This window comes from Tatumella saanichensis (genome assembly GCF_000439375.1).
Classification (GTDB): Bacteria; Pseudomonadota; Gammaproteobacteria; order Enterobacterales; family Enterobacteriaceae; genus Tatumella; species Tatumella saanichensis.
In genome coordinates, this window is record NZ_ATMI01000015.1 from 1 (window position 1) to 14,383 (window position 14,383).

General features: G+C 50.0%; 13 protein-coding genes. All 13 read right to left on the reverse strand.

Annotated elements, in window-relative coordinates; genetic code table 11:
- On the reverse strand, positions 1 to 168 hold a 168-nt coding region (locus tag DW47_RS16930), incomplete at its 3' end, for a CinA family protein (RefSeq protein WP_173391606.1).
- Positions 169 to 362: 194 nt separating this feature from the next.
- Positions 363 to 704 carry a zinc ribbon domain-containing protein YjdM gene (locus DW47_RS0107320; RefSeq protein ID WP_029685749.1) on the reverse strand — a complete coding sequence of 114 codons (342 nt, stop codon included), beginning with the start codon at positions 702 to 704 and terminating at the stop codon, positions 363 to 365.
- 89 nt (positions 705 to 793) lie between these two features.
- Positions 794 to 1,858, reverse strand: coding sequence for a lytic murein transglycosylase B (mltB, locus tag DW47_RS0107325; protein WP_029685750.1), 1,065 nt, complete (start codon positions 1,856 to 1,858; stop codon positions 794 to 796).
- Positions 1,859 to 2,001: 143 nt separating this feature from the next.
- The gene (locus tag DW47_RS0107330) at positions 2,002 to 2,544 is read right to left on the reverse strand and encodes a helix-turn-helix transcriptional regulator (RefSeq protein ID WP_241430697.1); all 543 of its coding nucleotides are present in this window, start codon (positions 2,542 to 2,544) and stop codon (positions 2,002 to 2,004) included.
- A gap of 312 nt (positions 2,545 to 2,856) precedes the next feature.
- Entirely contained in the window at positions 2,857 to 3,333 is a 477-nt protein-coding gene (locus DW47_RS0107335) for a type VI secretion system baseplate subunit TssE (RefSeq protein ID WP_029685752.1), read from the reverse strand.
- A 29-nt stretch (positions 3,334 to 3,362) separates the two neighbouring features.
- Complete coding sequence (locus DW47_RS0107340) at positions 3,363 to 3,830, reverse strand: hypothetical protein (protein ID WP_029685753.1); 468 nt, start codon at positions 3,828 to 3,830, stop codon at positions 3,363 to 3,365.
- Between the two features lie 62 nt (positions 3,831 to 3,892).
- Positions 3,893 to 4,156 carry a PAAR domain-containing protein gene (locus tag DW47_RS0107345; RefSeq protein ID WP_029685754.1) on the reverse strand — a complete coding sequence of 88 codons (264 nt, stop codon included), beginning with the start codon at positions 4,154 to 4,156 and terminating at the stop codon, positions 3,893 to 3,895.
- A 63-nt stretch (positions 4,157 to 4,219) separates the two neighbouring features.
- On the reverse strand, positions 4,220 to 6,442 hold the full coding sequence (locus tag DW47_RS0107350; RefSeq protein ID WP_241430698.1) for a type VI secretion system Vgr family protein: 2,223 nt from the start codon (positions 6,440 to 6,442) through the stop codon (positions 4,220 to 4,222).
- Between the two features lie 145 nt (positions 6,443 to 6,587).
- A complete protein-coding gene (gene tssM / locus DW47_RS0107355; RefSeq protein ID WP_029685756.1) occupies positions 6,588 to 10,397 on the reverse strand; it encodes a type VI secretion system membrane subunit TssM in 3,810 nt (1,269 codons plus the stop codon).
- A gap of 11 nt (positions 10,398 to 10,408) precedes the next feature.
- On the reverse strand, positions 10,409 to 11,791 hold the full coding sequence (gene tssL, locus DW47_RS0107360; RefSeq protein ID WP_029685757.1) for a type VI secretion system protein TssL, long form: 1,383 nt from the start codon (positions 11,789 to 11,791) through the stop codon (positions 10,409 to 10,411).
- Positions 11,788 to 13,137, reverse strand: a complete 1,350-nt coding sequence (tssK, locus tag DW47_RS0107365; protein ID WP_029685758.1) for a type VI secretion system baseplate subunit TssK — start codon at positions 13,135 to 13,137, stop codon at positions 11,788 to 11,790. Before tssK ends, tssL begins: the two co-directional genes overlap by 4 nt.
- Positions 13,138 to 13,140: 3 nt before the next feature.
- The gene (gene tssJ / locus DW47_RS0107370) at positions 13,141 to 13,614 is read right to left on the reverse strand and encodes a type VI secretion system lipoprotein TssJ (protein WP_161606693.1); all 474 of its coding nucleotides are present in this window, start codon (positions 13,612 to 13,614) and stop codon (positions 13,141 to 13,143) included.
- 169 nt (positions 13,615 to 13,783) lie between these two features.
- Positions 13,784 to 14,269 carry an Hcp family type VI secretion system effector gene (locus DW47_RS0107375; RefSeq protein ID WP_029685760.1) on the reverse strand — a complete coding sequence of 162 codons (486 nt, stop codon included), beginning with the start codon at positions 14,267 to 14,269 and terminating at the stop codon, positions 13,784 to 13,786.
- Positions 14,270 to 14,383: the final 114 nt, after the last annotated feature.

Sequence of the window (14,383 nt, forward strand, 5' to 3'; positions counted from 1 at the left end):
ACTGTAGGTAACAAACCCTTGCTCAAACCAAGCAGAGCTGCCGCTGATATCTGTCAGCACCTTGGCTATCCAGCCACCGGTGCATGACTCGGCGGTGGTGACAGTAGCCCCGGCAGACAATAGTAACTGCCCAGCCTGGACGCTTAATTGTTGTAAGTCCTTATCCATATTCTCTCCTGCGGGGATGGCATCAGAAAACAGTGATGCATGTGAAGATACTATGGGCTAATGGCAGGTTTTCAAGTTCAGGAGGACAGTCAGAGGGAATTCTGTGAGGCACGACGAGAAGTTCCTGAGGAAAAAACTGTGATGCGGTGGCCCCACTCCCCCCTGGCCGAGGCCGGGAGGGCACAGGAAAATGATCATCCGTTCTTTTTCACGAACTCAGATTTTAATTTCATCGGACCAAAGCCATCAATACGGCAATCAATGTTATGGTCTCCCTCCACTAGGCGGATACCTTTTACACGGGTACCTATTTTCAGCACCGAGGAACTGCCTTTGACCTTAAGATCTTTCACCACCGTCACGCTGTCACCGTCAGCCAGCAGATTCCCGTTGGCATCCCTGACGATCAGCTGATCGTCAACAGCATCACTACCGTTAACCGGCCAGAGGTGTCCGCATTCAGGGCAATTATAATTATCAGTATCCTGCCACGTGTATTCAGACTGGCATTTTGGACAAGCTGGAAGAGTTTGCATCGGAGTTCCTTCACTCAATAGCAGGCACAAGGGGCGCCCACAAAAGAGCGCCATTTTATATCCCTACATTTGATAAGGAAAGGTTCTGGTTAAAAAACCCGATTCTGACGTGCCGCACTGACCGCTTCACCCAACTGCCATACTGCCATCGCATAATGGGTACTGTGATTATAGCGGGTAATCGCATAGAAGTTAGGCAGGCCCATCCAGTACTGGTAGTAACTGCCCATATCTAAGCGCAGTAAGCTGACTTGCTGACTTGACGGTAATGGCAATACTGGTGTCAAGCCGTAGGCACTCAGTTGTCCTGCGGTATAACGGGTGGTATAGCCATCCGGCAAGTTTACCCCAGAGCCCTGAGCGGCAATGGCGACACTTTGACCAGGTTGCCAGCCATTTTGGCTAAAGTAGTGTGCCACACTGCCGATAGCATCCACCGGGTCCCACAGGTTGATATGACCATCACCATCAAAGTCCACGGCGTATTTCTGATAAGCCGAAGGCATAAACTGACCATAACCCATCGCACCGGCAAAGGAACCACGCAATTCTAGCGGACTCTCTTTTTCATTACGCGCCATCAGTAAGAAGGTTTCCAGTTCACCACTGAAATACTCGGCGCGACGAGGATAATCAAAGGCCAAGGTTGCCAACGCATCGAGGATACGGGTCTTGCCCATAACACGCCCCCAGCGAGTTTCCACACCGATAATGCCAACAATAATTTCCGGTGGTACGCCGTATTGCTGTTGAGCACGTAACAGGTCCCCCTGATACTGATCCCAGAATGCGACCCCGTTCTTAATATTGGAGGGGGTAATAAAGTTTTTACGGTAACGTAGCCAAGCCCCATTAGGTCCAGGAGCTGGCGTCACGCTTGGGGCCTGACGATCCATCAGACGCAGTACATAGTCCAACCTGCGAGCCTGTGCTAGCCAAGACTCTAACTGATTGCGGTCAAAACCGTGTTTTTTGACCATCATAGTGATAAATTTTTCGGTTTGCGGTTGTCCGATAAAATCCCCAGCCAACATACCGCTGCTTGGAGGCTGTAGAAAACCGCCTTGCGGTGCGCGGGGACTGTTCTCCCGGGGATGGCTGCTGCAAGAGACCAGGACGGCAAACAACGGTAACAACGCAATTTTATAACGCATCAGAGACCCATTAACCAGAAACCAAAGAACCTATATCATAATACCCTCAGCCCAAGACCCAAAGTTTCCACAGAAAAAAATTCTGCTATCAGGGCATTTATCAGAAGAATAAAGACGAGAAGCGCAAAAACTGTGCAGACCACTCAAAGAAACAACGTATTGCACTGCTCTCCTCCACAACGGGAGATAAAAAGCGCGTAGCGGTACAGTTCGGCTCGGTTAGTGGCTCCCATCTTACGACTGACATTACGGTAGTGGGTACTGATGGTTTTCTGAGAGCGGTTCAATACCCGTGAGATGCGCTGCCGGTCTAGCCCTTTGCCTATTAGCAGCATCACCTGATATTCCGTCTCCGAAAGCTGGGTATAGCGGCGGTACTTTTGCAGATTCTCAATGGGAAACTGGCCGTCTTCGTTTCGAGCGAGATAGAGTATTTTTTTTATTTTGATAGCAATATCATCCAGCGGGCAATTACGGCTTAGCAGCGGGATATGCCACGTTGACGGGGCCGCCAGATGCGTCATACCCAATGCACAGCCGCCATCTGCTGGCAGATGGATCGTCACCACATCATCGCGAAAAATAATGCTGACATGCTCTGAGGAAGGTGGCTGGCTTGCGGGTAAGAAGCAGATCTCCTGTGGGTCACCTCGGTAGTGCTGACGCAATAGTGACTTCAGTCCCATAAGCTCATAAGAATTTGAAACCAATAGTGATATTTCGAGAGTCATCCTTTACACCCGTATTCCTTTTTTCAGGACACGCTATCTGCCGCTGCGCGCGCCGCTCACGAACGTGCCTGAATACACGATACACGGCCAGTCGCATTATTTGCAGGTCAGGGACCACTCTGAAACGTCATCCGCTGACGGAATCTCTTACTGGCCACAAATAAGAAAAATACAGAAATACTATTTAAGTACGCAAATACACCGTCCCCGTATGCTGTGGGATCCTCAGCACCGTGAAAGATCAGCATCTAATTTATGGTAAAACACTTATTTGATAACAACATGATCAGAATCGATATCGTAACGTCCTCTGATATAGAGATCTAAAGGCTGAGGTGACCAGTAAATCAGAGCAGAAAGTTCAAATAAAATGGTTGCGTAATTCCCCTGTAGTGACTCCTCATTCAATACAGTGACCACCAGCGTCTCCGGAATCACTCTTGGCTCAAAACGTAATATCGCGGTGCGAATATCCTGCTCTGCGGCCTGCCATTCATCCTGAACCACATAAGTCCCACGCTTCGGTAAACCATAATTCATAGCAGAAGAGGCTATATCCGGATAGCGTTCTACATCCAAGGAGCGCTCCATATTGGCATGGTTCAGAATTTCCATGATTTCCGCGATCACCAGCTGTCGCATTTTTTCCGCTTCCAGCCGACTATAACGACTGCGCTTTTCGTCGGTGTCGGTGGTGATTATTCTTTCCAGCAGTGTTGGGGTATATTTATGAAAGCTGGACACAGGCTCTCCTGAGAATTATCGAGCGACTTTTATAAACAGCTATCAATTCCAGTTCCCCTTAATAATGACAATTCTGTGTGAAGGATTGAATCGGAATTTTTCAAAGGTGTGGATAACGGAGAGAGTTCACGGATTAAATCACGATGTCCTTTACCGAAAAAAACTTTTTCGGTCCATTCATCCACCGGTAACTCATTCAGAATATGATCAATCGTTAGCCTATCGCCTAATATATAATCCGTGACAGTGGTCGTTTTTTCAGTACAGAGTGCTTCAATTTCATGGGGTTTATCTAAACGTTTCTGATTACTGATCTCGGTACTCTCTCTTTCCGCGTCTGGATCAAACAGATAACGCATATACTCATTCGTCAATACTTTCAGTAAATCTCGGTCGTTTTGTTGCTCTTCACTGAGTTGGCTGAAGCCGCAGCGGTGATCCGTGGCATAATCGCCAGCGGGCAAAATCGATTCAATCGGCATCGGATTGTTAAGCATAAAAACCTTCCCTGAGAGGTCTGCCCGCCATAGCCAGTTCGCGGGCAGCTGTAAACAACAGATCAGCCAATAAACACATCGTCTGAGCCGGAGCAGATTTGGGCGCCACAGCCGGTGACATCAGAAAGTCTGGCTGCGGGTGAACCTTCAATAAAAACGGAATCTGAGCCGCTGGCCACAGGGGCCGCCCCGTGCAACAACGCACAGGTGACAACACTGCCGCAGACAATGGCCGCGGCTGAACCATTAATAAAAACAGACCCCGCGCCCGAAACGATCACACCACCGTGTGAACTGGCATCCCCTATCCTTGCTGCGTTAAACATAGTCCCTCCTTCACAGTAGATAAACGGAGGCAGTCAGCCTGCCTCCTCGATATAAAACAAGCCTCAGACGTATAATTTGTCCGGCGGTGGTGTCCATGATGGTGTTTCTGACGGTGTTTCCGACGGTGTTTCCGACGGTGTTTCCGACGGTGTTTCTGATGGCGTTTCTGATGGCGTTTCCGATGGCGTTTCCGATGGCGTTTCTGATGGCGTCGGAGTTGGTCTGGGTGGCAATATGCCGATACCAATCCCCGCAATAATCAACGGTATCCCGGGCTTACCGATAATGCCGCCGCCACCACCACCACCACAACTGCAATCCTGACAATCGCCTGGGTTAATATCCACTTCTCCGCCCTGCAGGACTAGTTTGTTGGAACCGATAATACGCACCACCGGCGCACTGATCACCAACTCGTTAAGGGAGCTTATCGAGAAAATCCCGCCCGCCATCATCGTGGCCGCCCCGCCAGCGATCATCTGATGGGCACCACCAACCATCAGCGAATGATAGCCGCCCACTGCGGTCATAAAGGCTCCCCCGACATTAATCCCTTTGGCTCCGACAACATTATCGGTCTGCGCAGCCCCAACACTGATACCGTATCCTCCGCCGATCACTAAACTGTTTTCACCCACTACCGACAGGGAATTATCCAAGCCAACGCTGGTGGTTCGCGACAAGCCGACGACCTGATTTTCATCACATTTGGTCAGACGCTCCATATTCCTTTCCGCCTGTTCCCAGTAGGTTTCACCGCCGGGTTTATCATCAAAACGGACACCATTAAAATTTTGTCGCCCACCGCCGACAGTACGGCTGATTAGGCCGCTCTGGGTCGCATTACTGGGCAAATCCCAGGGTGGCATAGTGACATTGTTATACAGGCTGCCCATCACCAGCGGTCGGTTTGGGTCACCATTGATAAAATCGATAATGACCTCATGCCCGACACGGGGAATACAAATCCCGCCAAAATTATTACCCGCCCACGGCTGGCTGACCCGTAACCAACAAGAATCTGACTCTCGGTTTTTACCATAACGATCCCAGAGGAAACGGACTTTGATACGGCCATATTCGTCGGTCCAAATTTCTTCTCCTGGGGGTCCGACCACCAGTGCCGTCTGCGGGCCAAAGGTTCTGCGTTTTTCAACAGTCAGAGGATGACGGTAAATTTTATTTGACGGTTGTACCATGAAGGCACTTTCCATAAAGAAGGTATTCTGGCCGGCCCGCTCAGAGATTTCACGGATCTCCAGATCGGATTTCAGCACAATATATTCACAATTCGCTTTCTGCAGAGGATAGTCAGCAAGCGTAAAAACATAGCCACAAACAATGGTGGGTACCGGCCCTTTACCCTGACTTCTCAGCCCTAACGCCCCACGCTCCTCCATCCTAACCCGCGCCAGCAGTTCACCTATCTCGGTTTTATCGTAATTGCCCGGCCAGTCAAAAATTTCCTGAGCGTTAAAACTTGTCTGTCGTGGCTTGCTGTCCAGGGACATAATGTCTGCACGGGAACGGGTAAAGTCGTAATCGTCCGTCACCCAGCGGCCAGTAGTAATGGTCTGCCGATAGTTGAATGCTGAAATATATTCGGCATCTTTTTTCGGGGCATCTTGGTCATAGGGAATACTGTGGATACCACCATCAAAGAACTGTTTGTGGGCACCGACATTGTCGACAATCACCAGTTTATGCTGCTGATCCTTATGTTCAAAAAACCAGTAAAGCCCCCACTGTTCCATCAAACGCTCGATAAAGCTGAAATCGGTTTCGCCGTATTGCACCTGATAATCCAGTGACGGGTAAGTGGCCGCTATACGTTTTTCCTGTGGAAAATCATAGTCCGCCAGCACTTCATCGATAATTTCGATCACCGTTTTGTTCTGAAAGATCCTAAAGTCAGTGGTTAACTCCGCCAAGTACAGCCAAGGACGGATGATCAGCTGATACACCGCACGACTGCCATCTCTCCCCAAGAAGCGAACTTGTTGAACCATACCGGTAATTTCACGCACTTCACCGCTCAATGCAGCCAGTGGCCGAAAATCACTGAGCGAGAGGCTCACCGTGACCTGCTTGCCGATCATCGATTTGATGGGAATATTCGATGCCGATTGCCAGGAGATATTTCCGTTATCCGGTGTTTTAACCGTCAGCGTATAACGATACAACTCCGAGAGTCCCTCCTCCCCTTCCAGCGCTGACATCACTAACGCCGCCTCTCCCAGTAGTTTGGGCATTGCGGCACTTTTTAAGGTAATCGTTCTCGACATTGAATCCCCCGAGGATTAAATAAGTGTTAACTAAGATCGGTGGTCATCTAATGAACGCGCCGATGTCCTTATCAGCGTTACCCGATGCAGATGCGGGTACCAGCGCTGATGTCCAGCCTGAAAACAGTAAGTGTCAAGCCATACCTCAAGCGCACTTAAATGATCGCAATAAGTTGAGCACTAGCTGGCCATTCTCGGCCAGGCCGGATATCTGTAGTGTGGCCTGGTTATCCCCACTGACAGCTGCGACTGACACATCACGCTTGCCGGTCAGTTCGGTCATTTTCATACTCTCCAACCAGCGGAATAAGCCCCAATCACCGCCAAACTGTTGAGTCTCTGTGTCGCCGGTTTTCGCTGAAGTAAAACTTAGGCTAACCGCCGGTTCCTCACCCTGCGTGGGCCACGCCAAAGTCACCGGTCGCACCGGCCCATGAGAATACGAGAGTAATTGCTTACCAATGCGTAGCTGCATACGACGGGCACTTCCAGACATCCAAGGCACCGAAATTTTCACCGGCAGTGATAAACGCTGGCCGCTACCTGCGGGGAAAAAGGCCTCGCTTATCTGGCGAGCCACCCTGAACATCTGCAGCTTACGGTTTTCAGCATCCCCGGGCTGAGTCCCTTTGAAGTACCAGCGTTTTGCTGTGATTTCAGTTTTCGCCGCCAGTTGCTCAGTGAAATAGCGGTCTGCGTCTCCTCCTGGCGCAAAAAAACGTTCAAAATCGTTGATTGACGCGTCCTGGGAACTGACTGCAAAGGGATAGCGTCCAGCAAAGGCTTTACGGCAGAACTCCGCTGGACCGAGGGCGATCTCCCCAGCCGTACGGGTGACGGCTTCAGTACGAGCTCCTGAAACAATCTGATTCAGCAGCGGTAAGGTGATTTCTTTTACCGGCACCGGCCAGGTCATGGCTCGGGTACGGATGGCACTGGAAAGGTCAGCCTTTATCTGATTGGTAGCACTGTCGGAGCCGGTTAAGCTCTGACTGAGTACCACCTGTAATTCGCCTAACTGGCTGAGTAACTGGCCCAGAGGACTACTATTGCCTGCATTGCCATTAGTGGGGAGACTCCCGTCACGCTGTCCGGTTACAAATAAACGCAGCGCACTGAAGTGATCATCGACCCGCATGCGGACGCGTATCTTTTCACTGGCCGTCAGTTGCTGTGCAGCCCGCACGACTGCAGTAGCAGCTCTGCCAGAGACGAGGCTACTGCCGCTGTTGGGACTCTCTGTATCCTCAGCAGTTAACGTGGTTTCCGCCACCAATCGAGTAAGCAACGTGCGCATCGGGGAATCCGGCGCAACTAATCGTCCCAAACGGTACAAGTCCCTTTGCTGCGAACCTTCACTGCTTTTGCCAGTGCGTGCATAGGTTTTGATTTGGATGCCGGCCAGATAACGCTGCCAAAGACTGGCGTACTCATCCAAATAACGGTTAAGAATATCGTTATATAACCTCACCAGTTGCTGGGTGGCATCAGCTGCCTGCTGTACCGTATTCCCCTCCTGATTAACTCGCCCGGCCAGCACCCATTGGTCCTCTTCGGTCAGGCTTTTCAGTTGCGTCATCACTTTTTTTTTGAAGAGCGGAAATCCTTGGCGAGTGAACAGACCCGGCAGTGCAGTCAGTGTTGCACCTTCGCGTAGTTCAAACAGATCACCGGAACTGCCCTCCGTCAGTTGGTAGAGGTCAAGATCCTGAGGGGCCTCAGCCGCTAGCCGCTCCTTAAGACGGCTGTAGATCCTGGCGGACCGGCTCTGACTCTCCAAGCTTTCCCGAGCCTTACGCACCAGGTTGTCATCAGCCTGTTGCCGGCCTCCCCCCTCTATCGGCTCAAGAAAAAGTGCTTTCAGGTGACGATTAACCTCGTTATTCTGTGTTCCTGCTGGCAGCAAGGTTGTGGACTGCCATAACCCCGCCAGTTGCTGCTCAAGGAAGGTGATATCCGCGGGGTTAAGCCCATAGACCATGGTATAGAGACGCAAGTTGAGGTAAAGATCTTCGTCACGCGAGAGATTCAGCGCGCGCTGTAGCCGCTGAGTGGCATAGGCTTCGATAACCGGTAGTAGCAACTTCTGTAACATTGAATGATAAAGCTGGCTGGCGGTTGCACTGACATCTGCGCCAGTATAAAGACCATACCGCCAACTTAATCCCGGGTCCTGAAGATTAAGGCCAGCGTATTCCGGTAGCGCCTGTAAACGGGTCAGTAATGAGGAAAGACGGGCCAGTTGATCGCTTCTATCATCACTGAGATCACTGATAATGCTCTCTTTATCTGCTCTCAACTGTGTGATTTTTTCAGTGATCTCCTGTAGGTAGGCATTGTTTTTACCGTAACTGATAAACATGCCCCAAGAGATCCCTACCAGCAGCAACATTACCGCAATATTTTTTACCCAGCGCTGCATCGCAGGCCCGGTAATATTCAATTTGAGATCCTTTGCCAGTGCCTGATCACGGATAATCAGTTCGCAGAATAATTGCCGCAAAAAGCAAGGCTGGCTCACGAATTTCTCATTGCCAGCGCTGGCCGTTGATATTTCAGGCAGTTCATCACTGTTCTCTGTCCGTGTACGGAGAAATTCCGTCCACTGGCGGATCACAGTTTGTGTATTCACAAATTCCCGAGAGGCATGAGGATAACAACTGGTCAGGTAGACACCGCGTAATGCCGAATTATCGTGGGTATCATCAAACCGGGAGGAGAAAAAAAGGATCTGCAGAAAGTGTTGCAGGTTATGGACCAGCAAGGACAGATCCCCAGGAAACCCATACATACGACGGCGATCATTGAGATCGTATTCCGATAACAGTCGAGCATTGATATCCGCTTCAATACGCTGAACTAACTGAGGTATTAACTGCGCCACCTTCTGACCGGTTACCGAAGTGCCACTCCCCACGGAAAAACTGATCCCCCAAATATCCTGACGTTCCTGGCTGGTCAGTCCCCTAAAATATTCTGCAAAACCATTCAGGGTATCCATCTGAGTCACCACAATATAGACGGGAAAATAGACCCCTGTAATGCGTCGCATTTCACTCAACCTGCGGCGAAAGACTGCGGCGAGGTGGTTGAGACTTTCCCCTTCTTGGGACAGTAATTCCGTCGCCGATAACATGACAAGCGCACCATTGATGGCCCGTGAAGGTCGGTATTTATTCAGTGACGAGAGGATTTCTTGCCATTCGTGCTCACTGTCCTGTGGGTCACTGATATATTTCCCTGCGGTATCCAAATAGACGGCATCATTGGCCAGCCAGCAACGGCAGTTCTGCGGCTCCCCCGCCTGGATCTCTTGGGGCTCATCGGCTTCAGCTTGGGGGAAATACTGCCCTGAGTGAACGATTGCTGAGGTCTTCCCAGTACCGCGGCTGCCAATAACTATAAACCAAGGCAAGTTCGCATCGCGACGTCGCCAATCGGCAAAATGCCATAACCGCGCAAGACCCCGTGGACGTTGCCTGATACTGTCGGTGACTTGGCGGAACATAGCATCTATGCCTGAGGGAGCAGCACCATTACGAGGTTGGCGCGGCGTGGTAGCCTCGGTCGCTTTATGCTGACGCCAACGCCTGAGCAAGGATCCCGCAAGGTACCCCCCAGCCAACAAACCAATCAGGGTGAGCCGCGGCGTGACACCTGCGAGCCAGTAACGTCCGGCCAGATAAAAATAGGGACCAGGAATCCAGATCACCGCCGCAATAATCGCCAATATACGCACCGCCCAAGACCAATGAGCAATCATTGCCAGCAATAAGAACAGGATCAATACCCCAGCGATAAGGCGGGCAGATCGGTCAGCCAATGGGCGAGCATCCCCAAACCCAATATAAGGACCGGTAAACCACACTAGTGCCATCACCGCAATGCCCAGCAAGATCCATTGCAGCACTTTGAGGTTCTGACGAGAGAAAATGCGTCTGATAAAGAGCATCATATTATATCTCATTAATAAGTAACTAAAAATTCGACACGGCGGTTTCTGGCACGCCCATCCTCGGTACGGTTACTGCTGACCGGCTCGCTGTCTGCCATACCTTTCACGCTGATCATTTCGGCTGGAATGCCAGCAGTGGTAAAGATCTCTGCAACGGATTTGGCACGGGCGGTAGAAAGCTGCTGATTATTTTTAAAAGCTAAGGTTTTGATCGGTACGTTATCTGTATGCCCTGTGATCACTACACGCCCTTTGACGCGCAGTATTTCCGTAGCGACCCGGCCAATAATGGCGGTCATCTCCTCAGATAAACTGGCCTCTGCAGTACGGAAGGAATTATCACTGTTCAGCACCACATGGCTCTGCATCAAGTTCTCATTGACGCTGAGCAGCCCTTGGGCAATTTCTTTCTCCAGCAGCCTAGAAAGACTGAGACGAGGTTCCGGAGGTGGTGCAACGGTATATTGAATATCATGCAGAGTATTGATACCGGCCAGTAGGGGTTGTTTTTCAAGAAATAGCCAGTAGCGATAGCCTAGCCAACTGATGCTGAGAATAAAAAGCGTGATAAACAGTGAAAGGCTGACCGGCATTCGCCAGCGCTGCCGGACGGGAGGGGGGAAATCAGGCATTACTGCCATAATAGCCGGTAATGCTGGCTGCTGGCGGTTGCTTTGCAGCAGGGCCAAGAGACGTTGACGTATTTTCACTAATTGCCGCTCACCGTCTTCCGGAATACTGTAACGCCCCTCAAAACCAAGTCCGAGGATACGTAACAGGATTTCGATCACATCGGCATACTCGGCAGGGCTCATTGAGATACGGCCAATCAGTAAAAAGAATTTATTGCCGCCGTCATTATCACCTTCAAAATAATTCAACAGATTACTTTGCGACCAGCCTGCGGCAATCCCCCAAGATCTGCTGTGAGCAGCTTCATCCAAAGCGGTACACAGGCAATAACGCACTATGGCCATCTTTTTCCACGGAATATTGACTTCATCACAGAGCATGCTGAAGTGATTTATCTCACGTTTAAGGATATCTTTAAGCAGTTCGACCTGCCGCATATCGACTATCCGCAACGGCATCTCACTTAAGGCACGCAGTAAAGGGCGTGCCGCTTCGAGTAGCGGATTATCGGAGGCCTGCACTCCAGCGATACGTTGTCGTACGCTTTCAATTTTAATGGCAAAAGGAGAACTACTTTTCTCTTCAAATAACGGCTCTTGCGAATAGTTTGTCTCTCTTGGAGAAAGGGAGGGTGAACTCTCCCAGACATCATTTTGGTTCAGCAAAAAATCGCCCCAGGCTTGACCGGAGGTTTCATTGCCCTCAGACGCCTCGGGCAATGGTGATGCCGGCGTAACCGGCGCAGTGGTAGCTTCCTTCATGAGGCTCTAACCCCCCAGAGTTCCATATTCAAGCCGGGAAAATCACCGGCGATATGCAAAGCCAGCGCACCAGAATCTGCGATATTCCGCCAGAATGGTCCTGTTCTTTGCAGTTCAAAGTAGATATACCCTGCCCGGTACGGGATCTGCCGTGGCGGTACTGGCAAGGCCTGCAACAGAAGCCCAGGCAAATGTGAGCGCACCAATTCATGTAACTGCTGAGGGGCGCTGATTTTGACTTGGGTAGTAAACTGATGCTGTAAAATATCGGGTGCCAGTCGAGCCTGAACCGCCAGTACCACGCCAGAGAATGCGTTAAGTTCAGCAGGCAATAACGATGCGGCCCAGACCCCATTCCCCCGTGCATGCAGCGGGATCATTTCTCCGGCACGGATCAATATTTGGTTGAGTAATTCATGAACCTGTTCGACGAGAGGTCGAATGGAAGGATAAAGCTGAGTATGGTCATAGCCGGGGGGCGGCAGCGGACGGCGGATTTTAGTGCGGACAAAGGTGGAAAGCTCCGCTGCCAACAACGCCAGGATCTGATAAAAATGCACCGGCGGGGATTCGGGGATCTGCCGCAAATGGTCAAGAGACGCTTGATACTTATTGAAAATCTGTAATAGCAGATAATCGATGACCTCTGCACTGCCTTCGGCCTTACCATCACTGGCTGTCAGTCGACCAGAAAGCAGTTCCGCTCGCATTTTGACTAAGCCACTGAGATGGTTAAGCCATTCAGTCAATAAAGCGCTAGCACCGTAGCCCGCCACCGGCGGAATATAATCCTCACTATGCAGTAATACGCTGCCATCCGGCTGTAGGGCTTTGATCCTGGCACAGGGTAAACCAATCCAGGACTCGGTCATTTCCGATTCAGAGACCAGTTTAAGCCGCATTCTGGCTAGCTGTACCGGTTTACCGCCCTGTCGAATAGCATTACTGTCATTTAACTCCATTTCCGTCGCGCAGAATCGGGCAAGTGAGCTGCTTTCATTAGCATCAAAAATAGTTTCATCACTGTTATCCAGCCGTAACGGGACAGCCAGGTAGATGATTTTGCCGGTATGTTCTGGCAGTAAGGTGAGTGGCGCAGGCAACCCGGCGTGTCCGGGGATATCGAAGGGCGTACCATCTGGAAAAATTCCCGTAGCACTTCTGAGCACCAGTTTGCCGTAAGCCAAGGCTTCACGGTCGATTTCGTAACGGGAAAATCCCCAAAAAAACAGGCCTGAGGAGAGTGCTCGCTGATGAATGAAATATTCAAAATAGCGCTCCTGTTGCTGGAATATCTGAGGACGTAAAAATAATCCCTCACTCCACACCACTTTATTATTTTTCATGACTTATTCCCTTTCTGCCAAGGTCACGTCTAGGCGATTAAACTGGGCATATAGCTGCAAGTCTGTTGAGATAAACGTCCGTTTTACCCACGATCCCTGATGGATATCGCTTAACTTAATTTCTGATTTCCAGCGGGCATTTTCTATATCCCGGTATTCACCGCTTACGCCAATCGCAGCACTGTCGGTAGGGACCACCAATTTAACGCTAAAGACTTCACCCGGCTGAATAATGGCCTGATAGAGACGGTTAATTTTAGTATTCTCCGCCCCTTGTTCCCCATCGGCTAATTCATCAATACTCATGTCATCAGAAAAACCCAGTGTATTGATACTGTAAACCGTTATTGCGAGAGGTGCCGGCTCAGAGAACATATTCGGATTCAAATCCTGACTGGCCCGAATATCTAAATAAACCACCCGCTGTGGGTAATCCCCTGAATATGGACGACAAGAGGAAAGAAAAAAAACACCCATCACTATGCTCAATAGTGACAATAGATGAATAACCCTTAGCGTCGATATCTTACCCTTCCCTCTTCGGCGGAGGATCTCGCCTTTTATCATTATGCTGAACCTCAGCCGTTATAGTATTCATTCAACAACCGATGACCGGTGCCCTGAACGGGCCCCGGCCTGGCGGTTATCAACCGCGTTGGTTAGCTTTGATATCGTAACTGGCAGAAATAATTCCCGACTTATTCCCCTCAGCATTTTGCATAACATAATCCTGAGTAAAGCGCGAGAAGGAGAAAGAGACTAGTTCACGTGGACGCACTTCATCCTCAGCATTACCCGAACCTTCTACTCGAGTGATGATGATATCGCTAAAGTTAATCATCAAATATTCAAGAGGGTCTCCCCCGGCTTTACGGACTACAAACTTGATCTCTTTAATATGCTTCCCAGATAAACAATAACTTAATAAATTAGTACTGGCTTTATCGAGATAATGCTCAAATTTGAAATCACCGACGGTGGCTTTACCCGAACCGCCACCTGATCCGGAGTGCATATTTGAATGCTGGGAGTTTTCCCAGTTCCAGCTTAAAACTTCAATTTCATTTTTATGAGTAGCATCAAGTGATTCTCCTTCGATACCCTCAATTTTAATAAACATATCCTGGGCCATAATAGTCCTTATTAGTCGCTGTAAGTTGAACATGTTACATGCTACTTGGCATGGCAGTACCACAGGAATTAAAACGCTCCGCTGTCCGTGCTTAGTAACAGTACTGATTTCCCC